General features: G+C 48.1%; 21 protein-coding genes and 2 tRNA genes. 11 read left to right on the forward strand and 12 right to left on the reverse strand.

From position 1 onward, the window contains the following. Window positions 1–56 precede the first annotated feature (56 nt). The 8 genes from CAP50_RS00575 to recN all read right to left on the reverse strand — a co-directional run bounded on the left by CAP50_RS00575 (window position 57) and on the right by recN (window position 6,918). Window positions 57–395 (reverse strand): DUF3817 domain-containing protein, encoded by a 339-nt coding sequence (locus tag CAP50_RS00575; RefSeq protein ID WP_100748643.1) that lies wholly within the window; start codon window positions 393–395, stop codon window positions 57–59. Window positions 396–453: 58 nt separating this feature from the next. After that, window positions 454–1,392 carry a site-specific tyrosine recombinase XerD gene (gene xerD / locus CAP50_RS00580; RefSeq protein ID WP_100748644.1) on the reverse strand — a complete coding sequence of 313 codons (939 nt, stop codon included), beginning with the start codon at window positions 1,390–1,392 and terminating at the stop codon, window positions 454–456. A 33-nt stretch (window positions 1,393–1,425) separates the two neighbouring features. Continuing rightward, entirely contained in the window at window positions 1,426–2,646 is a 1,221-nt protein-coding gene (locus CAP50_RS00585) for a methyltransferase (protein WP_100748645.1), read from the reverse strand. A gap of 100 nt (window positions 2,647–2,746) precedes the next feature. Further along, a complete protein-coding gene (tusA, locus tag CAP50_RS00590; RefSeq protein ID WP_100748646.1) occupies window positions 2,747–3,085 on the reverse strand; it encodes a sulfurtransferase TusA in 339 nt (112 codons plus the stop codon). Between the two features lie 64 nt (window positions 3,086–3,149). Beyond that, complete coding sequence (locus CAP50_RS00595; protein WP_100748647.1) at window positions 3,150–3,641, reverse strand: hypothetical protein; 492 nt, start codon at window positions 3,639–3,641, stop codon at window positions 3,150–3,152. Window positions 3,642–3,754: 113 nt separating this feature from the next. Next, a complete protein-coding gene (gene ruvX, locus CAP50_RS00600) occupies window positions 3,755–4,306 on the reverse strand; it encodes a Holliday junction resolvase RuvX (RefSeq protein ID WP_424108337.1) in 552 nt (183 codons plus the stop codon). A 107-nt stretch (window positions 4,307–4,413) separates the two neighbouring features. Continuing rightward, the gene (locus tag CAP50_RS00605; RefSeq protein WP_100748648.1) at window positions 4,414–4,977 is read right to left on the reverse strand and encodes a YqgE/AlgH family protein; all 564 of its coding nucleotides are present in this window, start codon (window positions 4,975–4,977) and stop codon (window positions 4,414–4,416) included. 261 nt (window positions 4,978–5,238) lie between these two features. Next, window positions 5,239–6,918, reverse strand: coding sequence for a DNA repair protein RecN (recN, locus tag CAP50_RS00610; protein ID WP_100748649.1), 1,680 nt, complete (start codon window positions 6,916–6,918; stop codon window positions 5,239–5,241). Between the two features lie 618 nt (window positions 6,919–7,536). On the opposite strand from recN, the gene ppnP reads away from it, so the two are divergent. Both ppnP and rlmB read left to right on the forward strand, forming a co-directional pair. Further along, window positions 7,537–7,872 (forward strand): pyrimidine/purine nucleoside phosphorylase, encoded by a 336-nt coding sequence (gene ppnP / locus CAP50_RS00615; protein WP_075101358.1) that lies wholly within the window; start codon window positions 7,537–7,539, stop codon window positions 7,870–7,872. Between the two features lie 257 nt (window positions 7,873–8,129). Next, the gene (gene rlmB / locus CAP50_RS00620; protein WP_100748650.1) at window positions 8,130–8,900 is read left to right on the forward strand and encodes a 23S rRNA (guanosine(2251)-2'-O)-methyltransferase RlmB; all 771 of its coding nucleotides are present in this window, start codon (window positions 8,130–8,132) and stop codon (window positions 8,898–8,900) included. Here rlmB and coaE read toward each other — a convergent pair. From coaE to pilB, 4 genes are all read right to left on the reverse strand, one after another. Further along, a complete protein-coding gene (gene coaE / locus CAP50_RS00625; protein WP_100748651.1) occupies window positions 8,863–9,549 on the reverse strand; it encodes a dephospho-CoA kinase in 687 nt (228 codons plus the stop codon). The genes rlmB and coaE overlap by 38 nt on opposite strands. A gap of 175 nt (window positions 9,550–9,724) precedes the next feature. Next, window positions 9,725–10,627 (reverse strand): prepilin peptidase, encoded by a 903-nt coding sequence (locus tag CAP50_RS00630; protein WP_100748652.1) that lies wholly within the window; start codon window positions 10,625–10,627, stop codon window positions 9,725–9,727. Between the two features lie 25 nt (window positions 10,628–10,652). Continuing rightward, window positions 10,653–11,876, reverse strand: coding sequence for a type II secretion system F family protein (locus tag CAP50_RS00635; protein WP_100748653.1), 1,224 nt, complete (start codon window positions 11,874–11,876; stop codon window positions 10,653–10,655). 368 nt (window positions 11,877–12,244) lie between these two features. Continuing rightward, complete coding sequence (gene pilB, locus CAP50_RS00640) at window positions 12,245–13,960, reverse strand: type IV-A pilus assembly ATPase PilB (protein ID WP_100748654.1); 1,716 nt, start codon at window positions 13,958–13,960, stop codon at window positions 12,245–12,247. A gap of 350 nt (window positions 13,961–14,310) precedes the next feature. Here pilB and tpiA point away from each other — a divergent pair, with 350 nt between their 5' ends. The 9 genes from tpiA (at window position 14,311) to truB (ending at window position 23,477) form a co-directional block, all read left to right on the forward strand. Then, the gene (gene tpiA, locus CAP50_RS00645) at window positions 14,311–15,111 is read left to right on the forward strand and encodes a triose-phosphate isomerase (protein ID WP_100748655.1); all 801 of its coding nucleotides are present in this window, start codon (window positions 14,311–14,313) and stop codon (window positions 15,109–15,111) included. A 440-nt stretch (window positions 15,112–15,551) separates the two neighbouring features. Continuing rightward, on the forward strand, window positions 15,552–15,860 hold the full coding sequence (gene secG / locus CAP50_RS00650; RefSeq protein ID WP_075101365.1) for a preprotein translocase subunit SecG: 309 nt from the start codon (window positions 15,552–15,554) through the stop codon (window positions 15,858–15,860). A 223-nt stretch (window positions 15,861–16,083) separates the two neighbouring features. Next, window positions 16,084–16,168 (forward strand) — tRNA-Leu (locus CAP50_RS00655). A gap of 123 nt (window positions 16,169–16,291) precedes the next feature. After that, window positions 16,292–16,368: transfer RNA gene (locus tag CAP50_RS00660), tRNA-Met, on the forward strand. 439 nt (window positions 16,369–16,807) lie between these two features. Further along, window positions 16,808–17,308: a ribosome maturation factor RimP gene (rimP, locus tag CAP50_RS00670; protein WP_100748656.1), complete on the forward strand. Its 501-nt coding sequence runs from the start codon at window positions 16,808–16,810 to the stop codon at window positions 17,306–17,308. Between the two features lie 113 nt (window positions 17,309–17,421). Beyond that, the gene (gene nusA / locus CAP50_RS00675) at window positions 17,422–18,906 is read left to right on the forward strand and encodes a transcription termination factor NusA (protein WP_100748657.1); all 1,485 of its coding nucleotides are present in this window, start codon (window positions 17,422–17,424) and stop codon (window positions 18,904–18,906) included. Between the two features lie 197 nt (window positions 18,907–19,103). Beyond that, window positions 19,104–21,830: a translation initiation factor IF-2 gene (infB, locus tag CAP50_RS00680; RefSeq protein WP_100748658.1), complete on the forward strand. Its 2,727-nt coding sequence runs from the start codon at window positions 19,104–19,106 to the stop codon at window positions 21,828–21,830. A gap of 204 nt (window positions 21,831–22,034) precedes the next feature. Continuing rightward, window positions 22,035–22,424 carry a ribosome-binding factor A gene (locus CAP50_RS00685; RefSeq protein ID WP_075101370.1) on the forward strand — a complete coding sequence of 130 codons (390 nt, stop codon included), beginning with the start codon at window positions 22,035–22,037 and terminating at the stop codon, window positions 22,422–22,424. 9 nt (window positions 22,425–22,433) lie between these two features. Further along, window positions 22,434–23,477 carry a tRNA pseudouridine(55) synthase TruB gene (gene truB, locus CAP50_RS00690; RefSeq protein WP_100748659.1) on the forward strand — a complete coding sequence of 348 codons (1,044 nt, stop codon included), beginning with the start codon at window positions 22,434–22,436 and terminating at the stop codon, window positions 23,475–23,477. Window positions 23,478–23,744 lie beyond the last annotated feature (267 nt).

The raw sequence follows: 23,744 nt of genomic DNA on the forward strand, positions 1-23,744 counted from the left end.
CTACAATCTCGCTTTCACCACATAAGTATAGGTTTGAGTCATAAAGTTCTTTAATCTTACTTTCGCAAACGCTTTTTTAAAAAGTAATCAAACACAAACGGGCCAAACGGCAAAAACGAGCCGAGCACGCCAGCCGGCATGGCCCATAGCGGCAGCTTTATTTTGCTGGCTGTGAGCAGCAGCATCAGGATATAAGCGATAAATAGTACCCCATGCGCCATACCGATATATGTCACCGCCTCAGAAATGCCGAGCATATATTTTAGTGGCATAGCGATACCAAGCAACAATAAAAAAGACGTGCCTTCTAAATAACCCGTTATGGTCAAGTTTTTGAGGGCAGCATGCTGCCCTTTGGTGAGCGTAGGCTGTAAAGATGGCTGAGCTTGCGACACGTGATATTCCTCTTACAATCTTCAATAAATAGTCAGTTTTTATGTTAACCGTTCAATACTAGCCGCGTGGATGATGTTCGGCATGCAATTTTTGCAGTCTCGCTGTCGCCACATGCGTATAAATCTGCGTGGTGGACAGATCACTATGCCCAAGCAATAACTGCACGCTGCGAAGATCGGCACCATGATTGAGCAAATGGGTCGCAAAGGCGTGACGCAGGGTATGCGGTGACAATTCTTTATCAATACTGGCGACTTTGGCGTATTTCTTTAATAAGTACCAAAAGTTTTGCCGCGTCATATAGCCGCCTTGCGCCGTCAAAAACACTGCTTGGCAATTGCCTGACTTGAGATGCGCAATCAGCTCGCCACGCCCGTGAGACAGATAGTCCTCTAGCGCATCGCTTGCATATTCACCAAGGGGCACCAGTCGGGTCTTATTGCCTTTACCTGTGATTTGCAACCAGCCTGAGTTTAGGTTGACTTGCTCAAGCGATAAATTAATCAGCTCACTGACGCGCAGGCCGCAGGCGTAGAGCACCTCTAACATGGCCTTGTCCCGTAGGCCAAGCGTGGTACTAGTGTCGGGGGCAGCCAATAGATTGTCGACATCGGCTTCGCTCAAATCCTTTGGCAATGGACGACCAAGCTTGGGGCTTTTGATACGCTCGCACGGATTGTCCTCGCGCAGGTTGCTGGCAATCATCCATAGATAGAACTGGCGCAGGCTTGAGAGCATGCGCGCTTGGGTGCGCGGGGTTTTGTTTTCTATAGCGAGGGTAGATAGGCAGTGTAACACGTCATCCGCTTGCCATTTGGTCAATGGCGCGGTATTGGTCAGCTCACAGGTACGTAGGTCGCGGACATAAGCGTTACGCGTCCGCGTTGCCAGACCGCGCGCCAGCATGGCTTGGCGAAACTCGGTGATATAGGCAGGCTCGTCATCGACAGCCAATGCTTTGGGTTGGCGCTGTTGTACGGCACGGTCACGGCTCATGGCATGTTACTCAGTTATTTATCATTCATCAGGCTAGCATTTATTAGGTGTCAAGCACCACAGCGAGGTGACCTCAGCACGGCGCGCCGCATAGAGTGGGTCAGAGTCGTCTTGACTGCGGCCATGGGTAGGTTTGGTATCGAGGCGATATTTTACGGTCAATTCGTGAGCAGCAAACCAGCCTAATAACTCCTCTCGGGTGCGTAGTTGTAAGTGCTCAGCCAAATCCGATAAGATCAGCCAAATTTCACCGTGCTCGCTTAAATGATCTCGGACGCCTTGCAAAAAGCCACGCAGCATCGCGCTATTGGCATCATAGACGGCGTACTCAAGCGGCGAGCTGGGCTTGGCAGGTAGCCAAGGTGGATTGCAGACAATCAGATTGGCAGGTGGCGCATCGGCGGGAAATAAATCCACTTGCTGTAACGCTATGCTAGACAATCCTAGCCGCGTAAAATTCTCATCAGCACAAGCCAGCGCCCGTGGATTGAGATCGGTGGCTATGACGTTTTTGACACCGCGCTTGGCTAAAATAATCGCCAGCAGCCCTGTGCCAGTGCCGATGTCGTAGGCGACATCACAAGTCTTGGGTAGCGGTGCCTTGAGCAGTAGCGATACATACTCATGACGCGTAGGGGCAAAGACACCGTAGTGCGGATATATCGATAAACCCAGAGTGTCGATTGGCACGCCTTTTGCGCGCCACTGCGCCGCGCCAAGCGCGCCTTGTATGTCACGAAGCGATAGGACACAAGAGTGATCTGCGGCTCCTTCTAGCTGGCCAAACGCCGCTATGCAGGCGGCGCTCATATCAGGAGCACGGCGTAATTGACTGACATAGTCGGTATCGAGTTCTAGGAGCAAACGGCCCAATATACGAGCGCGCTGAGCTTGGGTTTGGCGCTGCTGATGAAACAAATTGGGTATCAATACAGTAGCATCAGTCGATGGCTCGGAGGTTGCCCGTTTATTAGCCTTAGCGGCTTTTTTTGTTTTGCGAAGCGCGGCGCGCTCCTCGGTACGCTCGATGCGCCGACCAAGCGCTTGCAGTAGTTGCTGGGCATTATAAAAGTCACCGCGCCATAGCAAGGATGTACCCTCGCACGCTAAGCGATAGGCCTCATCTGCTGTGGTTTTGTCATCAACTATCATAATGCGCGCAGGCGGCCCATGATTGCTTTCAGACAGCCAGCGCGCGTGACGCAAGGTTTGGTTTTCATACCACTGTACGTACTGTTTTTCAGGTGTTAACACACGATCTACCTTTAATTTGTGAATGATATATTTCGTACAAAGCAAAGATATCTTTATGTGATGAGGGCATGCCTAGGACGCGTAACGTCAGCACGTCGGTTTACGCGCTTTTTTTCTTGACCAAATAGCGATATAGCGTGGCGCTCGTCGGGGCGTCATCATCGTCTGACACCGTAATCTCATCGGCATCGGCGTTTACATGGATATTCTCAGCCAGCGTTTCTTGTTGTACAAGAGTGTGGCCAAGATGGCGACAAAAATTAGGAATATCACGCGTCGTCGCAGGGTCCGTGGCCAGTATTTCTATCACTTCGCCTGCATCAGCGTTGCGTATGGTGCGATGCAGCATCATGACCGGCTCAGGGCAGATTAATCCTTGAGTGTCTAAATGATGGTGAACCGCCGTCTGTGTCATGGTATCTGGTATGGAAGTTGTCATAGTCTTGGTGTTGAGTCAATAAAATAAGGTGAAAGTGGTGTGTGATTGAAAACGAGAGCGGGTGTTATGGTTTTTTAGTGGTACCTTCAGGGCTGCCGGTTTGTTCTTGCGCCGCCAAAAAGTTAAAAAAGCGCGTAAAGCTAACTTTAAACAAAAACGCCACGCCCACCCAGCAAGACAGTCCTAGCCAAGCCGTATCAGCAAATAACAAACCGCCGAGTAGCACGATGCTTGAGACGCCGATGGTCATGATTACCATTGATGCTTGGTTTAGGCGATAACGATAAATAATAAAGGCACCATAAAGGCTGGCAGGAATGGTCAGCGCCACCAAGGCATAAGGCAGGTTATAAAATAACTGATAAAGCAGCTGATTGTCATGAAAGGCCTTGATACTAGCGATGGTACCAAAGACCACAAAAGCAAAAATGGCCGCATAAATCAGATAAATCGCCAGCTGGTTGGCTCGCTGTGCGCCTTTGATACGAGCGATAGCAAGCGGCGCAAAACCATGCCGCGACTTATTGGATACAGGTTGGTTTAAAGCGGTGGTCATAATCATCAGTCGTATATATTGGTTTAGAGGATGGGCGTGGCAATACCTAAGCGTTAAATACTAGCCGTCCGTTTGTGCGCGACTATCTGCGCGACATTACTTGAGGACACACCCTAGTCAGGCTTGATCGCATCGATAGCCAAGCTGCTATTTGGATCGGCAAAATACGTCGACATCAAAATACACGCAGAGATATCATCAATCGGGTCGCGCTCGTTTTGGATCCAGCCATTCTCCCACGCGATTTCGCGCGCTGCTACCGATGTCAGACGCTCATCACACAGCGTCACAGTCACTGGTAGGCGCTGCTCCATGACTCTATGCGCCAGCCGCCGCGCAAATTTGTGCGCCCGTTTAGAGAGCATGGAGCTGCTACCGTCCATATTGAGTGGTAAGCCGACCACCACCTTCGCCACGCCCCATACTTTTATGATACCCAGTAAGTTGTCCCAGTCAGGTTGACCATTGTTCATCGCCAAGATATCAAAGGCGCGCGCCGTCTCAGTAATGGTATTGCCTAAAGCCATGCCCATTTTTTTGACACCATAATCTAGCGCTAAGATCAGATGCGGTTTGACACTCGGTTCGGTAGCGCTCGGCTCGGCTGTATCGTTATCGATATCGGTGGCGACATGGGGTGCTTGAGCGCCCTCATCGTCTCTCATCTCTGCATTATCATTCATAAAAGAACGGTCTACCATAATCAAAAAATTTTCCTGTGTTGCAGCTTAGTAGCGAGCTTTGGTGTCTGGGTTTGGCTGAGTCACTGCCATTAAGCATGGCCGATATCGCTGCTTAAGTAGTCGAAATTTACGCCAATTTTGTCAGCGGCGATCTGCCAGCGCTCCGCAAACGGGGTATCAAACAACAAGTTGAGATCCGCCGGACACACCAGCCAGTCACCACTTGCAAGCTCACGCTCTAACTGGTCTTTGGCCCAGCTGGCATGCCCCAAGCACAGATGATAGTGACCAACGCCTTGGCCTGCAGCGATACGCTTGAGGATATCTTGGCTGGTGGTGATACAGACATTCTCTGAAATAGCAAACGACGATGCCCACTCCGGCTGGCCAGTATGCAGCACAAAACCGACCTCAGGATACATCGGCCCGCCTTCTAAGGCCACGTCTTCCATCACTTGCGGGTCTGTCACTTCGATGCTCAGATCCTCTAATAGCTTGCCCACGCGCGACTGCTCCAAGGGACGATTGACCATCAGACCAAGCGCGCCATGCGCATCGTGACGACAGATATAAATCAGCGCCTGCTCAAACCGTGGGTCTGGCAGCTCTGGTGCCGCGATTAAGAAATGATGGGTCAAATTGGCTTTAGACATAGAAGCAACTGCAACCTAATAATACAATCAACAATAAAAGGATAAAGACATTACTGCATTAAAAACACAACCACGCAAGTAAGAGAAGGTTATATGGCGATGATGACCAAAAAAATCAACCAAAGCAAATATTTATCAGCGGTTTGACTTTAGTGGTCTCGCTCGCAATGGTTTTTTAGCCCTGCGCTCGCTGTTTTAAAGTAGGCTAATGATATCCATCTATACAGAGCCGTAGGATTACTATGCAGGATAGCAAATGCCTTATTTGACACCCGTTAGCAAGCTACGAGCGTGATCACGAGTGACCTCCGTGATGGTCACGCCGCCCGACATGCGTGCCAGCTCATCGACTTGCGCGCTATCTGTCAAGATGACCAGCTCACTTTCGGTTTGCTCGTCATGATGTTTTTGTACCAAGATATGTTGGTGCGCTTGTGCGGCGACCTGTGCTTGGTGCGTGATGGCCAGTAGCTGCTGAGTCTGCCCCAGTTTACGCAGAAGCTCACCGACCACCTGCGCGGTGCCGCCACTGATACCGACATCGACCTCGTCAAAGACCAACATGGGCTTGGCGGCATCATTGTCCGCATTGGTGGCTTGTAGCACTTGCATCACCAGTGCCATCCGCGACAGCTCGCCGCCTGAGGCGATCTTATGCAGCGGCTGCATGGGCATACCGACATTGGCGCTAAACAACAAATCGATATCATGACAGCCTTGCGCATTATATTGGCTTGGGTCGGGTTTTTTGGTAAAGACAAACTCGCAGCGCGCATTGGGTAGCGCTAGTGGCTGCAGCTGCTGGACCAGTTGTTCGCTGATATGTGGCGCGGCTTTTTCGCGTGCTTTCTGGAGTTTGGTGGCCAGCAGCAGATATTGCTGCCACGCTTGCTCGATTTGCGCGGCCATGGCATCACTACTTGGTTCGTTTTCTAATTGTTCTAATTGCGCTTGCCAGTGGTTGGCTTCCTCAATCAAATCAACAGCGGGTAAGCCGTGCTTGCGCGAGAGGCGATGACTGAGGCCGATGAGATTGTCTAATGTTTGCAAGCGCTCAGGGTCGGGCAGTTGTTGTTCGGCATAATCTGATAGCAATCCTGTGACTTCGGTGATTTGCTGCTGAGCCAGATGTAGCTGCTCTGAGGCTTGCTCAAACGTCTGACTGACTCCCAGTTGATTATCACACAGCTTGATCGCTTGCCCAAGCAGGGTCATGACGTCTGGCTCATCGGTATCGTTGTCGAGCAGATGCAGACCATGACTGGCTTCCATCATCAAAGCTTCGATATTAGACAGCTCTTCGTGCTCCGCTTCGATGTCGGTATAATCCACAGCGAGGAGCGGCTCGATGTCTGCCAGTTGGCTTTGTAACAGCTGGATACGGTCATGGCGCAGCGCTTCGCGACTGGCAATCTCATCAGCGCGGCGTTTTAGCTGCTGATAGTGTTGATAGCTGCTCGCGGTTTGCGCAGCCAGCGTGGTGGTTTGTGCCATGGCGTCCAACCACTGCACCACAAACTGCGGCTTTAGCAGTGCTTGCTGGGCGTGCTGGCTATGAATATTGACCAACAGTGTACCGAGGCTCTTTAGCTCAGCTAAGCTGACGGGCGTACCATTTAACCAAGCCTTTGAGCGCCCTGTTTGACTAAGCTGGCGACGAATCAACACATCTGGCTCATCTAAGGCGCGATCATGTTCGGCAAACCATTCTGCGATGAGCGCATTGTTTGCCACATCAAACTGAGCATAGATATCGGCATGTGCCGCCCCATGTCTGATCATTGCGCTGTCGGCTCGCTCACCTGCACACAAAGACAGCGCATCGAGCAGCAGCGACTTACCGGCGCCTGTCTCGCCGGTGATGACGTTAAAGCCTTCCGCCATACTCAGCTCATGCTGAGCGATCAATGCAAACTGATGTAAAGTGAGTGATACTAGCATCAACGCCTCTCATGACAGACAATGAGTTTCACCGATTATTTAGATGAAGTCATCGCTAAAATAGAATAAATACAACGATAAAATGGCTCTTTTATGGTACTCAATAGACTATAGTGATTGGCAAATATTATGGTGGCAAACGCCGCTAAATACAAATCATAAAGCCGCGCAATAACATAAATCTTTGCAGCCCGCTTTGGATAAAGTCAGCGGCCATCGGTGGCACCTCTTGCGCCTGCCGCAATATTTTCCTTGCCCCTGTAACAAACTTTATAGATATAATGTGGTAGCATAATCTCACATAATGACAAACGCTTGCTAGCTTGTTTTATGCTTGGCGTCTGATAATGATAAGTCATCTTATCGTAATATCTCATCGATACCATAGTCGGTACACGCGGGTAGGCATCTTAAGCTGTCAACCAGATATCAACTAGATATTAAGGCTAATGTCAGTATGTGTGCGAGAGTCTGTGTCCGCGATTGGGCAAAGACTGTCACTCGATCGAATACAGCACATTTATAGTAGGCTAGGCCGCTTGCAATGCTGATTCATAAAGTCATTTCATCTGTACTTATTTTTTAGTTTTACCATAATTATTTGATAAGGAAGCCACTATGACAGCGGCGCAATTTACCAATGTAACAGTCAATGCTCATGCGACGGTCTCTTATGATGGTCGTTGCTCAAGCCATACCATTATGTTTGAGGATGGACGTCATAAGACGCTAGGCATCATCTTACCTTGTGATAATTTGGTGGAGCATTATCATTTTAGTACCAATACTTCTGAGCGTATCGAGATCACCAGCGGGGAGTGCGAGGTCAAAATCAATGGTGAGGAAGCGTTTAGCTACTACCGTGCAGGCCAGTCATTTGTGGTCGAAGGCAACAGCGGCTTTAACCTCAGAACCGAAGAGATCGTACAGTATATCTGTCATTTAGAAGGCTAAAGACGCATACACTCGGCAATGGCGCAGGCCACCGCCTATTATCTGCATTTTGCTAGATAGTCTGCATATAGTCTTCTTAGCAAAATCAACCAAATTACGTACTCATCAAGCGTCACCCCAAATAAAAATCTCAATCGATCGCGGATAAACCATATCAGTCGGTATGGTTTATTTGTTTTTGATGAGGTTACACTGTTTTTTTATTGTTGTTTTTTATCGCTTTGGCGATATCCATTTGATACTTAAGTAGGCCTATTATGGCAAAACCCATTTATTTTTATGGCATTCACGCAATTGATGCCTTACTCAAACATCGTCCGCTCGATGGTCTTAGCTTGTTTGTCCAACAAGGTCGTGACAGCGACCCTCACGTGCAAGCAATCATGGCCGAAGCCGAAGCCAATGGCATCAGCATTCAGCCCACACAAAAAGACAAGCTGACCCAGCTGTGCGGCAGCCCGCAGCACCAAGGTGTGGTACTTAATGCCCGCCCTCTAGGTTTCGCGGACGAAGCGCTGCTAGACACCATCGCGGGGCGCGAGCAGTGCTTGTTGCTGATACTCGATCAAATCACTGATGCGCATAACTTCGGTGCATGTCTGCGTACGGCTGTTGCGATGGGCGTGGATGCGGTGGTTTGTCCAAAACATCACGCCGCCAGCCTCACCCCAACAGTGGCAAAAGTCTCTGTCGGCGCCGCTGAGTTGATGCCGATTGTCAGTGTGACCAATTTGGCTCGTACGCTTGATCACATCAAAAATGCTGGTGTATTTGTGTTTGGTACGGCGCTTAGTGATGCGGCCAAGCCCATACATGCAGCGGACTTGACCGGCAAAACGGCCATTATCATGGGTTCAGAAGGAGAGGGCATGCGCCGGTTGACCACAGAGCGCTGTGATGAGCTGGTCTATATCCCGATGTCAGGCAATGAGCATGGCAACTTACAAAGCCTAAACGTCAGCGTGGCCACCGGTATGGCGCTATATGAGGTCAATCGGCAGCGTACTTTAGCTGCTGGGCAAGCGTAAGATAGTTTTGGTGTAGCGGCTCCAGCTGTGCATATAGAGCCGCTAGGTCGCGATCGTTTAAGATGACATCATCAGCGTGACGGTTGCGCGCTTCGCGGCTTAATTGATTGACCATGATGGCTTTGATCTTTTGGACACTTTGCTCATCACGCTGGCTGGCGCGCTCAAGCTGGGTGTCTTCGCTGGCATCAATCACCAGTACTCGTTGGCACAAGTTTGCCAGCCCCGCTTCTGCCGCCTCTATGAGTAGCGGCGCGGACAGCACCACATAAGGCGAGGTGCTGGCGGCTAACTGTGCTTTTGCCGCTTCTCTTATCGCTGGGTGAGTAATGGCTTCAAGCTCGATGAGCGCTTCGGGATGGGTAAAAACGTGCGTACGCACCGCCGCTCTGTCCATCGAGCCGTCGCCATTTAACACCCAATCGCCAAATTTTCTTTGGATTTTGCGCAATGTCGCGCTGCCTTTTGCCACCACCTCATGGGCAATCACATCGGCATCGATAATATCGATGCCTTGCTGCGCAAACCAGTCACTAGCAGCAGATTTGCCACTACCGATACCGCCTGTCAATCCGACCACCAGTGTCTTGTTTTGCTTTTGGCGGGTTTGCGGCTTGTGAGAATAAGGTGAAGCGTTAGAGTTTGACATAATAATGACTTATCTGACCGATATGATAGAGAGGAAAACGTGCGCAGCTGTTTTGCCCCATCTGTGCTGATGATTTGAGGCTGGCACAAAGATGAGAGAGATAAGCGCCATTGCCACTTACCCTGCTACTTTTACAGTATGTTTTTTAGAACGTATGGTAAAACTCACGCCTGTTTTAGTAAGTATACATGCCTAAGTACCAACTGACGATATCTGTGCCATATAATAAGGCGACTATACCGGCAATAGCAATATAAGGGCCGAAGGCAAAGGGTCTGCTCTCGCCTTGTTTTTTTATTAAGACCAGCCCGACGATGGAGCCTAGCAGGGAGGAGAGTAAGATGATAAGCGGGAGCATCATAGGTCCCAGCCAAGCGCCCAATACGGCCAACAACTTAAAGTCGCCCTGACCCATGCCGTGTTTTTTGGTGATCAAATAAAACAGCTTTACCACCACCCATAACGACAAAAACCCCAACAGCAACCCCCAAATCGACTGGCTGGGTGAGACAAACCAGCCTTGACTGTTGACTGCTAGACCTAGCCCCGCCAAAGGGAAGGTTAAGCGATCAGGGAGGAGCTGAGTATCAAAATCGATACCGGTTAAGGCGATTAGCGTCCATACTAAGACCAATGCCGATAAGCCTGTTGCACTCACCCCAAATTGATAAATAATCAGCACAGAGAGTAGGGCGGTGATCAGCTCCACCAGTGGATAGCGAATACCGATGGCGGCGTTACAAGCAGCGCAGCGCCCGCGCAGCATCAGCCAACTGATCAAAGGGATGTTTTGATACCAGGTGATTTTATGAGCGCAGTGCGGGCAGCGCGATGCCGGCCGACTCAAGGTAATCGCGCTGTCGCCTGCGACGATACGGGTCAGTGGCTGCGTATGCTCGCGCGGCATGTCTGCTTGCTCAGCCAGAAACTGACTACATTCTTGTCGCCAGCTTGCAAACATCATCAGCGGGAGCCGATGAATGACCACATTTAAAAAACTACCGACACAAAGCCCTAATAACCCAAATACGACCAAAGCCACAATCGTATTGTCTTGTAATAACTGTATAAATTGCATGAAATCGCAGTCCTTGAGTGAGGTATTAGCCGACCACTGAGCCCATTTGGAAGATCGGTAGATACATCGCAATCACGAGGCCACCGACCAATACCCCAAGCACCGCCATAATCATAGGCTCCATCAAACTGGTCAGGCCATCAACCGCGTTATCGACTTCGCTTTCATAATAGACAGCCACCTTGTCTAGCATCTCCTCTAAGCTACCAGACTCCTCACCGATACCGACCATCTGTATGGCCATACTAGGAAATAAATTGGTAGAACGTATCGAAAACTGTAACTGCTGACCGGTAGAGACGTCGTTTTTGATCTGCTGAGTGGCATTATAAAACACCACGTTGTTGGTTGCGCCTGCTGTGGAGTCTAGCGCATCGATGAGCGGTACCCCCGCGGCAAAAGTCGTTGAGAGGGTGCGGGCAAAGCGGGCGATAATCGCTTGATAAGCAATATTACCAAATACAGGTACCCTCAAAACAGCGCGGTCCAAAAAGTCACGGAATTTTTTGGAGCGTTTTTTCGCTTCTGAAAACCCGATAATGGCGCCGCCGATGAGCACAATCAAAACAAACCACCATGACTGCATCCACTCAGACATGCCCACCACCATTTGGGTAAAGGCGGGCAGCTCAGCGCCAAAAGACTCAAAAAGATCAGAGAACACGGGTACCACTTTGATGAGCAAAATCATGGTCACGATGACGGCGACGATAATAACGGCAATCGGGTATTTGACCGCTTTTTTGATTTTGGCTTTGAGCATCTCGCTTTTTTCTTTATAAGTAGCCACCCGCTCGAGCATGGTCTCAAGCGAGCCTGATTGCTCACCAGAATCAACCAACGAGCAAAACAGGTCATCAAAGTAGCGCGGATGCTTGCGTAGGGCAGAGGCGAAGGTTCCACCAGATTCGATATCAGATTTTATTTGCAATACCAAATCTTTCATACTGGGATTGTCTAATGAGTCAGCGACAATCTCAAAAGACTGCGTCAAAGGCACCCCAGCTTTCATCATGGTGGCCAATTGACGAGAAAAAATCGCGATATCGATGGGTTTAATGGCTTTTTTAAACGTATAAAGCGGCTTAGGTTTTTTCTTGATGCCCTTAACCGTAATACCCTGTTTGCGCAAGGTGGCTTTGGCCAGCTCTAAGCTGCGACTGGTGGTCTCGCCTTTTACCTTTTGTCCGCGCCGGTTTACGCCATCGTAGACAAAGTCTGACAGCATGTCGGTCTTCGCTTTTGCCATGTTTCTACCCTCAAAAATTGTCTTATTAGATATTGCAAATATATAAACGATGGTTCGCCAATAACGTTGACTTTAGCCATTTTTATAACAGTGGTTTTATGGCACTGCTCTTGTAAATACAACTGGGCATAGCGTAGTAGCGATAGCATAACCTTTTGCATTCCCTACTTTATTTTAGCCTAAAAAACCAGTGCTCATCTGTTTTATTTTGAAATATATCTGGTAGATATTATTGCTAGTTTATAAAAGAAAAGCCATACCTACTTATGACTGGCAAATGATGACCAAAATTACTGCTAGTGTCTTTGATAAAAACATCATTTAGCAATGACGCAGTATGCTCCTCTTTGACGCGATGAGAGTTGGTGCTATTCAGAGGTTACTCGCATCATCTCTTGAATACTGGTCACCCCTTGTAATACCTTTAAAATGCCAGAGCGGCGCAGGTCGCGAAAGCCGTTTTTGAGCGCAGCGTCTTTGATATCCATGGCATTGCCATCTTCCATGATGATGCGAGAGATGTCTGGGCTGACCTTCATGACTTCATAAACACCCACTCGGCCTTTATAGCCTTCACGGCATTCATTACAGCCGACAGGCTCATAAATGACGTTGTCTGGATCATCTAGATCGGCATCAGTAAAGCCAAGCTCAAGCAAGCTTTGCCGCGGTACATTGATGGCTTTTTTGCAGTTTTTACACAAGCGCCGTGCCAAACGCTGAGCAATGACCAAGTTGACAGAGGTGGCAATGTTAAAAGAAGCCACACCCATATTGCGTAGACGCGTCAACGTCTCAGGGGCAGAGTTCGTGTGCAGGGTTGAGAGTACCATGTGGCCTGTTTGCGCCGCTTTTATTGCAATCTCCGCAGTCTCTAAATCTCGAATCTCACCGACCATGACGATATCGGGATCCTGACGCAAAAACGACTTCAAAGCATTGGCAAAGGTTAGGCCAACTTTTGGGTTGACGTTGACCTGATTGATGCCTTCAAGGTTGATCTCCACTGGATCCTCGGCAGTGGAGATATTGGTTGCTCCCGTGTTGAGGATGTTGATACCAGTATATAGCGATACGGTTTTACCAGACCCTGTCGGACCGGTGATCAACAGCATGCCCTGCGGCTTATGAAGAGCTTCTAAAAACATCTCTTGCTGATCTGGCTCATAACCTAAGGCATCAATCCCGAGCATGGCCGATGAGGGGTCCAAAATACGTAGTACGATTTTTTCGCCAAACAGCGTCGGCAAGGAGTTTACCCGAAAGTCGATGGCTTTGTTTTTTGACAGTTTTAGTTTGATACGGCCATCTTGCGGGATACGGCGCTCAGAGATGTCCATTTGTGACATGACCTTTAGGCGTGCTGCGATCTTACCGGCAAGCTGGACAGGCGGGCTGGCCATTTTTTGCATGACCCCATCAACACGAAAGCGTACGCGGTAGGTCTTTTCATAGGGTTCAAAATGCAGATCTGAAGCTCCCATACGAATGGCATCCACCAGCATCTTATTGACAAACTTAACGACAGGGGCCTCATCGACGCTATCACTGAGCTTGGTCTCGCCCTCATCAGCCGCGTCATCTCCGTCTTCAAAACCGACGTTTAAATCGCTATCAGAAAAGCTATCAAGCCCCTGCATACTGTCTGCATAAAGCGCTTCGATGCGTTTTTTGAGCTTATCTTCTTCGACCACCACCGTTTCGATAGATAGGCGTGAGTTAAATGCAATGGCATCAATGGCATCGATACGTGTTGGATCACTTAAGGCGACAAACAAACGCTGGCCGCGCTTAAACAAAGGCAAGGCATTAAACTTACGGACGATTTTTTCATCGACCAAGTCTTTAGGGATGACATCGAGGCTCAGAGCGTCTAGATCAAACAAAGGATCGCCAAAAGCTTGTGAAAGCATTTGTGCCAAGTGATAGGCGTCGGCCAGCTTGTTGTCTACCAAGTATGACACCAGTCCTATTTGCTGCTGCTGCGACTCGGTCTGTGCGGTTTTCATATTTGCTTCGCTAACGATACCTTCGCTAATCAGCTGCTGCGCTAAACCACCATATTTGCTGGTTGTGATAGACATGACGACCTCTCCTCAATAACAAACGTTTGTATCGTTATCTGCTGTTGCACGAATAAATAGGTAGTAAACGAATGCTACTATGCAGTTTTTTTGGGTATTAGGGTAATAATATAGAACATTACTTTAGTTTAAAGAACTTATGGCAACTATTAAACTGTTTATTGACGACACCAAAAAGATAATAAGAGATCAATAAAGAGCGCCAGATGGCTTAGTGCGGTCAGCCGCTGCAGCCATATCCAGCCATGACAGCCGATGCAGCACCATACTATAGCAGTTGTGAATTATTTGTTATACTGGCGCGCACATTAGCCGAATTGGCATAAATACTTAAGACAGGGTAACTACAGATGCAAGCTTGGGTAATTGGTAATTGGAAACAAAATCCTGCAACGAGCGATGATGTCCAGACATTATTAAGCGATTTATTGGCGACTGCTGATAAAAATGACGGTGCCAATAGCGCTGGCTGCCAGTTAATGGTGGCTCCTAGCTGTATCCACTTGGCCGGTGTCAGCGACCATCTACAAGACAGCCCAGTATTGTGTGCTGCGCAAGATATCAGCGCACATAGTGGCACTACAGGTGCCTATACAGGGGACTGCTCAGCGCAGCAGGTGGCCGATGCTGGCGCAACTTGGACATTACTTGGTCACTCTGAGCGTCGTCAGTATCATCAAGAGACGCATGCTTGTTTACTCAGTAAAATGACCCATGCGTTTGACCAAGGCCTAGGCGTGGTGTTTTGTATCGGAGAGACACAAGCACAGTATGACGCTGGACAAACACTTGCAGTTATCGATGAGCAGCTCACCGTCATAAAAGACATACTAACGCAGCAGCCTGCGCTTGCTGACACCTTGTTCGATCGCCTTATCATCGCTTATGAGCCAGTATGGGCCATCGGTACAGGTAAAGTGCCTACCGTGGCCGAGGTCAGCGCGACGCATCAGCATATCAAGCAGACGGTCGCAGGCTACGGGGAAGCATTGGACAATATCACAGTCTTATATGGAGGTAGCGTCAATGCTGACAATGCCGATAGTTTTGCGGCAGATGCTATGATTGATGGCGCACTGGTCGGCGGCGCTTCATTAAAAGCTGCCAGCTTTTTGGCAATTGCGCAAGCTTTTGGCAATGGGCGAGCCTAAGGCGTCTGACATTACGCCTAACATCGCAACTGGTTCACTGGTATGTATAGTGATGCTGGTACTGATGCGGGCACTATAAACATACGGTTATGGTAAGGTCATCATTTGTATACAAAATGTCTTTATCAGTTGATAAAAGTGGGTTTAACAGTGCCCTTGTAATCGTGTACAATGCGCCTTATTTATATAATCTCATATATAAGCGATCGGGCAGTGACTTTTGCGTGAAGTCGCCTCTGTGCTTTCATAGTAGGTAAAGTAGAGTTAGTAGGTAACGTAAAAGGTTAGCAATAGAAAGTTAACATTGTTATTTGCTAATGGTCCGGACTTTGAAGTCGCCTTGTTAGATTGTCGCTTTGTTAGATTCAAGTCAGCTTATATATTGATTCTTAGATTTATTTTCCGTTATCAGTCGTCATTACGCGGCAAAAGAGGCCAGCATGTTTACGTTTATATTAGCCCTGCATATTATTGTGGCGATTGCCATGATTGGCTTGATTTTGATACAGCATGGTAAAGGGGCAGACGCTGGGGCTTCTTTTGGTGCAGGCTCGTCTGGTACCGTCTTTGGGGCGGCAGGCTCCGCAAACTTTTTGACGCGAGCGACTGCTGTTTTGACAGTGATATTTTTTATCACCAGTATGACACTAGCAGTACATGCGCGTAAGCAAGCAGAAGATCAGTTTCGCTTAGATGCACCGGTGTCAGCGCCGCAAACGCCGCGCCCCTTGACCCAAAACCCTCAATAACGGCTGGCTCACTGTCGGCCTACAGGGGAAGCCTTGTAGGCAGTAGAGTAGTAAATGGCTGGTTTTTTATGGATTAGGGTTTGAATGACGGTCTTTTTTCCAGCAGTACTTGCTATTTTTAGACGTTAGATTTACAATGCCTTTTCTGTTTTCGCAGTCTGGCTTTAGAGTTGCTTATATAGACACTTGATAAGCTGAATGGCAAATAAAAGCAGTAAAAAACGCGATTGTGGTGGAATTGGTAGACACGCCATCTTGAGGGGGTGGTAGCGCAAGCTGTGGGGGTTCAAGTCCCCCCAATCGCACCAAGTTTTATGACGCAGCATGACGTCAGGGCAGATTGATTGATGATAAAAGGCTTGTTTAAATTTTATTTAAAATAAGTATTGACAATCATACAAACCTTCCCTATAATATGCGTTCTAGATTGATGCGGGGTGGAGCAGTCTGGTAGCTCGTCGGGCTCATAACCCGAAGGTCGTTGGTTCAAATCCAGCCCCCGCTACCACTTTTTATACTGATGTTTTGTACACTAAATTTGTCAGTAACGATTAACCCACCATAATGTTTGTGGGTTTTTTTGTATCTGAAGGTCAGTGTTATCGCGGTATCTATCCTACTTATGCTAAGCTCTATGTCTATAGAGCACGATACGGGTCGTCACTTGCCGCCATTGGCACGATTGTTTCGTAAGCACACTATCTTTTATTCCCCACTCCTTTATCGATAGTACTGCTTTATGAATAATAAAAGCAATGTTTGGCTGAGCTTGATGTTTTTTTTGCTCAGCCTTATATAAACGCGCATACATATAACAATCTGTCTTGGTTTACAGTATATGAGTATGACTCATCACGGTGAGTGATTATCATCGGTAAACGATCAGCATAACTTTAATAGAGTTTGTGAGTATGATAGATAAGTGAACAGGAAAATATAAATAAATTATGAAACTTTCGACCAAAGTTGCAGAACTGACCAATATCATCGCGCCTGCAGTTGCTGCTTGTGATGTGGCGCTATGGGGCATAGAGTTTGCGCCGCAAGGCCGTCGCTCATTGCTGCGTATTTATATCGAAGCACTGCCAGAAGAGCAGGCTCAGGGCAAACACGTCACTATCGAAGACTGTGCGGCGGTGAACCATCAAGTCAGCGGTATTCTTGAAGTGCATGATCCCATCGCAGGTGAGTACGTCTTAGAGGTGTCATCGCCTGGTTTTAATCGCGCGTTTTTCTCAGATGAGCAAATGCATGCGTATGTTGGTCAAACCATCAGCCTACGTTTGATCCAAGCGATCGGGACAGGTGAGCAAAAACGCCGCAAAGTGACAGGTACGCTAGACAGTATCGATGCCACTTCATTGAAGTTGACGGCCGCTGATGGCGAGCAGTTTGATATTGCGTTAAGTAATATTGATAAAGCCAATCTGGTATACGAAGATGCTTAGGTGGCCTACCTGAGCGACTGCACAAATGACCTAGATGGTTTATGGTGAAAAACAACGTTAATACATTAATGATAAAATTTAAGTCAATTAAAAAATGATAGGACAGGTATAGCATGAGTCGTGAAATCTTAACGGTAGTAGAAACTGTCAGTAATGAAAAGGGCTTAAATCCTGAAGATATCTTTGAAGCTATAGAAGATGCTTTGGTGGTATCAACCAAGAAAAAAGTATATACCGAGCAGCCAGAAGTGGCGGTGCGCGTATCAATCGACCGTGCAACTGGCGACTATGATACTTATCGTTATTGGACAGTGGTTGCCGATGAAGATCACGAAATGCCTGCGTGTCAGTTGGCCATCAGTGACTTAGATCAAGACGAGTGGTCCATCGGTGACATCAAAGAAGAGCAGATCGAGTCGATTGAGTTTGGCCGTATCGCTGCCACACAAGCCAAACAAGTCATTATTCAAAAGATCCGTGAAGCGGAGCGTGCACTGGTTGCAGACGCTTTTGAGCCACGTATCGGTGAGATGATGTATGGCGAAGTAAAAAAACAAACTCGTGATGGCTATATCATCGACTTAGGTGACAATGCCGAAGGCTATTTGTCACGGGATCAGATGTTGCCTCGTGAGCAATTACGTCCAAAATCACGTATCAACGCTATTTTATATCATGTTAACCGTGAAAACCGTGGTGCGCAGCTGCTTTTATCACGCACGCACCCTGAGATGCTCTCAGCCTTGATGCAAAAAGAAGTGCCTGAAATTGCAGAGCAAATCATCGAAATCCGTAACGTCGCTCGCTTGCCTGGGACTCGTGCTAAAATAGCAGTCAAGACCAACGACCATCGTATTGATCCAGTTGGCGCTTGTATTGGTATGCGTGGTACGCGTATCCAAGCGGTGCAGCAAGAGCTCGATGGTGAGCGTATCGATGTGGTGGTGTGGTCAGATGACCCAGCCCAATTTATCATCAGTGCGCTAGAGCCAGCCGATGTTAGCAGTATCATCCTCGATGAAGATACCCAAACCGCTGATATTATCTTTAGCACCAACGACCAGCTCGCGCGTGCGATTGGCTCACAAGGTCAAAACGTCCGTCTGGCTTCAGAGCTGACTGGTTATAAGCTCAACATGATGCTAGAAGAAGAGTATCAGCAGCGTCAAGAAAACGAATCCAAAGCCTTTATTGAGCTGTTTTATGAGCGTTTGGAGGTCGATCATGATCTGGCACAAGCGCTGGTGGATATTGGCTTTACCAGTATCGAAGAAGTCGCCTACGTACCTGTAGAGACTTTTTATGATATCGAAGGTTTGGACGACGAAGCGATTGACATCATTCAAGAGCGTGCAAAAGAAGTGGTCATCGCAGATGAGCTGGTCAAACAACAAAACATGAAAGAGCCAAGTCAAGAGCTGCAAGAGCTTGAAGGGATGACGGTCAGCTGGGCCTATAAAATGGCACAAAAAGACATCATTACCGTAGATGACTTGGCAGAACAAGCCGTCTTCGATTTAGAAGATATCGAAGGATTAGATTCTGAAACTGCAGGACAACTCATCATGAAAGCTCGGGAATCTTGGTTCGATGAATAAGCGGTAACTGCATATCGCTGTCTTTTGGTGATATGCTATTGATAATAAAGCGCTGATAACAGGCACTCATACCGTCACAGGCATTATTGCCGTATCAATACGGACAGATGAGCGCATGAAATCAGCCTTACCCCAATCATTTGTAGCCAACAACTGAATTGAACATATAGCAAATAATAGACAGTAGGTGATAATAAATGGCAGATAAGACCGTCAAAGAACTGGCAGATATGGTAGGCAAAACCGCAAGTGCTGTAAGACAGCAACTGGTGGATGCTGGGCTGCCTGCTCGCGCAGAGGATGACCCAGTCACCGAGCTTGAGCAAGAGAAGTTGGTGACGTATTTAAAGCAAAGTCATGGTCAGCAAGAAAAGCGCCGTATTAGTCTGAAGTCTAAGACGACTAGCACCGCGCGTGTGACCGGCTCTTCAGGTAAGTCTAAGAGCGTCAATGTGGAAGTGCGTAAAAAGAAAGTCTTTGAAAAACCCAATCCAGAAAAGATGGCTGAAGAGTTGGCTGCTCGTGAGCAAGCCTTAATCGAAGCCCAAGCTCGTGCTGCTAAAGAAGCAGAAGAACGTGCTGCTGCTAAGAAAAAAGCAGAAGAGCGTCAAGCGGCAACGCTGGCCGCTATGCGTGCAAGCCTAGGTTCAAGCAAAAAGTCTGACGATAAAAACGACGATATTTCAGCCTCTGTGGTGGTAAAAAAAGGTGGCAAAGCAGCCGCTGAAGTGAAGCCAAAAGAGCAACCGAAGAAAAAAGCCGCTACGACCAAACCAAAGGTAGAAACCGCTGCTGAGCGTAAAGCTCGTGAAGCGCGCGAAGCCGAGGAAGCGCGTCTGCGTGAAATTGAAGCAGAAACACGCCGTAAGCAAGCAGAAGAAGCGCAAAAGCGTACGCTTGAGCAAATGCGTAAAATGGCAGGCAAATATACCGATCGTGAGCCTGTGGCAGAAGTGCGTAAAGATGAGCCGTTGGCCGAAGGTCTGGTCGGTGATGCTCTAGAAGAGTCGTTTGAAAAAGAGCGCCGTGAGATCAAGCGTGGTGCTAGTAGCACGGGTGCTCGTGGCCGCCGCCGTAAAAACCAAGATGAGCGTGAATTCAAAAACCGCAAAAACGGTTTACGTTCAACGCAAGCCTCACAGCACAAGTTTGAAAAACCTGTCGAAAAAATCATCTATGACGTCGAAATCAGTGAGCATATCACTGTTGCAGATCTTGCGCAGCGTATGGCAGTCAAGGCTCGTGAAGTCATTAAATTACTGATGAAAATGGGTGAAATTGCTCGCGAATCAGACACCATCGATCAAGCGACAGCAAGTCTGCTCGTTGAAGAGATGGGCCACAACCCTGTCCCTGTCAGTGATACCAAGGTCGAAGACGATTTACAAGATGCTGTCGATGAGCGCAGCAGTAACGTGCAAACCCGTCCACCTGTCGTCACTATCATGGGTCACGTTGACCATGGTAAGACCTCATTGCTCGATAAGATTCGCGAGACCAAAGTAGCGACTGGCGAAGCAGGCGGTATTACTCAGCACATCGGTGCTTATCATGTTAAGACTGACCGCGGTGTGATTACTTTCCTTGACACCCCAGGTCACGCAGCATTTAGTGCCATGCGTTCGCGCGGCGCGCAAGCGACTGATATCGTCGTCTTGGTCGTGGCCGCTGACGACGGTATGATGCCACAAACAGCAGAAGCCATCGACCATGCGCGCGCTGCTGGTACGCCGATTATCGTTGCTATCAACAAAATGGATAAGCCAAGTGCTGACCCAGATCGTGTTCTCAATGAGCTGACGACCAAAGAAGTGGTGTCAGAAGATTGGGGCGGCGATACCCCGATGGCACGTATCTCTGCTAAGACAGGCGACGGTATCGACGAGTTATTAGAGCTTATCGGATTGCAAGCTGAACTGATGGAGCTAGAAGCACCACTTGATGGTTCAGCGCAAGGTGTGGTCATCGAGTCAAGACTAGAAAAAGGTCGTGGTCCTGTGGTGAGCGTGTTGGTCAAAAAAGGCACACTCAAGCAAGGCGACTTGGTATTGGCAGGTGAATACTACGGTAAAGTGCGCGCGATGACAGATGAGCGCGGTCAGCGTATCAAGTTAGCGGGTCCTTCTATTCCTGTCGAGATTTTAGGTTTACCTGAAACGCCAGCCGCTGGTAGCGAGTTCTTAGTCGTCACTGATGAGAAAAAAGCACGTGAAGTTGCGGACTTTAGAACCAATCGTGAGCGCGAGCGTCAACTCGAGCGTCAGAACAAAATGCGTTTAGAGAACATGTTTGATCAGATGGAACAAGGCGATGTATCGACCTTGAACATCGTGCTAAAGACAGATGTTCGTGGCTCATTAGAAGCCTTACTGGCCGCCTTAAACGAATTATCAACGGACGAAGTCAAAGTCAGAGTGATCAGCTCAGGTGTGGGCCCTATCTCTGAATCTGATGTCACGCTTGCTGAATCTAGCGAAGCGGTATTGCTCGGCTTTAACGTCCGCGCAGATGCGACAGCACGCCGCAAAGCTGATGTCGCCAATATCGATATCCGCTATTATAGCGTCATCTATGGTCTAATCGATGATGTCAAAGCGGCAATGAGCGGTATGCTAGCGCCTGAACATCGCGAAAAAATCCTTGGTATCGCTGAGGTTCGCGAAGTCTTCCGCTCTAGTAAGTTTGGTGCCGCCGCTGGTTGTATGGTGGTCGAAGGTACAATCTACCGTAACAAGCCTATTCGCGTCTTGCGTGATGACAAGGTTATCTTTACAGGTCAGTTGCAGTCATTACGTCGCTATAAAGAAGACGTCAATGAAGTACGTACTGGTATGGAGTGTGGCCTTGCGGTTCGTGGTTATGATGTCGAAGCGGGTGATAAGATCGAAGTCTTTGAAATCCAAGAGTTCGCTCGTACTATCTAAAAACAAAGCTAGATACAAACACCCATCAGACCATAGGCTCTATCAGCCAAGTCTGAAAGGTGTGGTGGATAGACCGTAGTACAGAGGCCTAACAGGTACATCCTGCTAGGCCTTTTTTACCATAGATAAGTCCTCATGACCAAGTCACTTAACCAATAAAAATAAGCCATATTAACTAAGCCATACTCATATTAAGGTAATAACATGAATCAACGTTTACAACGCTTAGCCGATCAAATCCAGCGTGAGCTTGCCGTCCTTATTCGCGACGAAGTCAATGATCCGCGTTTGACCGGTTTTGTCACCATCTCTAGTGTCAAAGTCAGTCCTGATTTGGGTTACGCTGACATTTATGTCACTATCATGGAGCCAGGGCTCGATGATGCGATGACCAAGACCAATCATGAAGAGAGCATCAGTGTGCTCAATAAAGCAGCAGGATTTTTGCGCACCGAGCTTAGCCACAGCCTAAAAACGCGTACGACCCCGCGTTTGCGTTTTCACTATGATGAAGTGACAGCGCATGGTAATTATATGATGGATTTGATCAATCAGGCCGTCAGCAAAACCGAAAAAAACGAGCATGACGAGTAAGCCTATATTATGTCTATCCCAGCGAAGCAAAATGACAAGATAAAAGTCTCAGGGGTTATCTTGGTGGATAAGCCCTATGGTCTGACCTCGCAGCAAGTAGTGTCCAAGGTTAAGTATTTGTTTAAATCCCCAAACCATGACAGCAAAAAAGCAGGCCATACGGGGACGCTCGACCCCATGGCCACCGGTCTGTTGCCGATTTGTCTGGGAGAGGCCACCAAGTTTAGCCACTATCAGCTAGATGCCGACAAATCTTATCAAGCCACCATTTTGCTTGGCGGCCAGACAGATACAGGAGATGCTCAAGGTCAAGTAGTTGCAACGGCTTCTGTGCCGACATTTGATGCTGCCGCTTTAGAGGAGCTTGCCCAGCAGTTTTTAGGCGCGCAGCAGCAGATACCACCGATGTACTCTGCCCTAAAAAAAGACGGTAAAAAGCTCTACGAATATGCCCGCGCTGGCATCGACGTCGTGCGTGAGCCGCGAGATATTATTATCCGCTCTATTCGCCTAACAGCGCTCGATCATGAGCAGATTCAGCTAACCGTCACTTGTAGCAAAGGTACTTATGTGCGCGTGCTGGGTGAAGACATCGCTAAAGCGCTCGGCACACTCGGCCATCTCACCGCCCTGCGCCGCTTACAAGTTGGTAGCTTTAAGGTTGATAATGCCATCACTTTATCTGCTCTAGAAGATCTGCCATTGGCCGAGCGTTTCACGCAGCTGATGCCGATAGATGCCTGTATCGAGATACCTGCACAAATGACGCTGACGGCCGAGCAATGTCAGCGTGTCCATATGGGACAGCGTCTAAATGTGTCTGCACAATTGACAGATGAGCTACAGGCTTATATATCCCAAAACATTCGCCAGTCTGCCAGCAGCCAAGTAGTAGAAGCTACTGCGGCTCACGAAACGACTGTCAGCAACACAGCTCTCGCCTCTGACGTACCAGTAGATATTCGTCTGCTAGATGAGCAAGGTCAGTTTTTGGGTTTGGGTGCTGTCAGTCTAAACGGTAGGCTACAACCGAAAAAGCTTATTCAACGTTAATGTTACCGTTTTGGTTGATCAGCAGCTTATTGCCCAGTTGGCTTACTAACAGTTTACACTAATCACATATCGTCACATTTTATTGCAGGTTTTGCCTATGGTGAGACCTGTTTTTTTTGTACATTGATTAAGTCAGCGAGGGAAACGTGACATCATAATAATAAAAATACTCATAATAAAGATAATAATTAAGAGTTTTATTAAGATAAGAAAAAACAGGACGTTTGAATGAATTATAAAAATAATAATAAATTATAAGAAAAACTA

Origin of the sequence: Psychrobacter sp. L7, from assembly GCF_002810365.1 — a bacterium.
Taxonomy (GTDB): domain Bacteria; phylum Pseudomonadota; class Gammaproteobacteria; order Pseudomonadales; family Moraxellaceae; genus Psychrobacter; species Psychrobacter celer.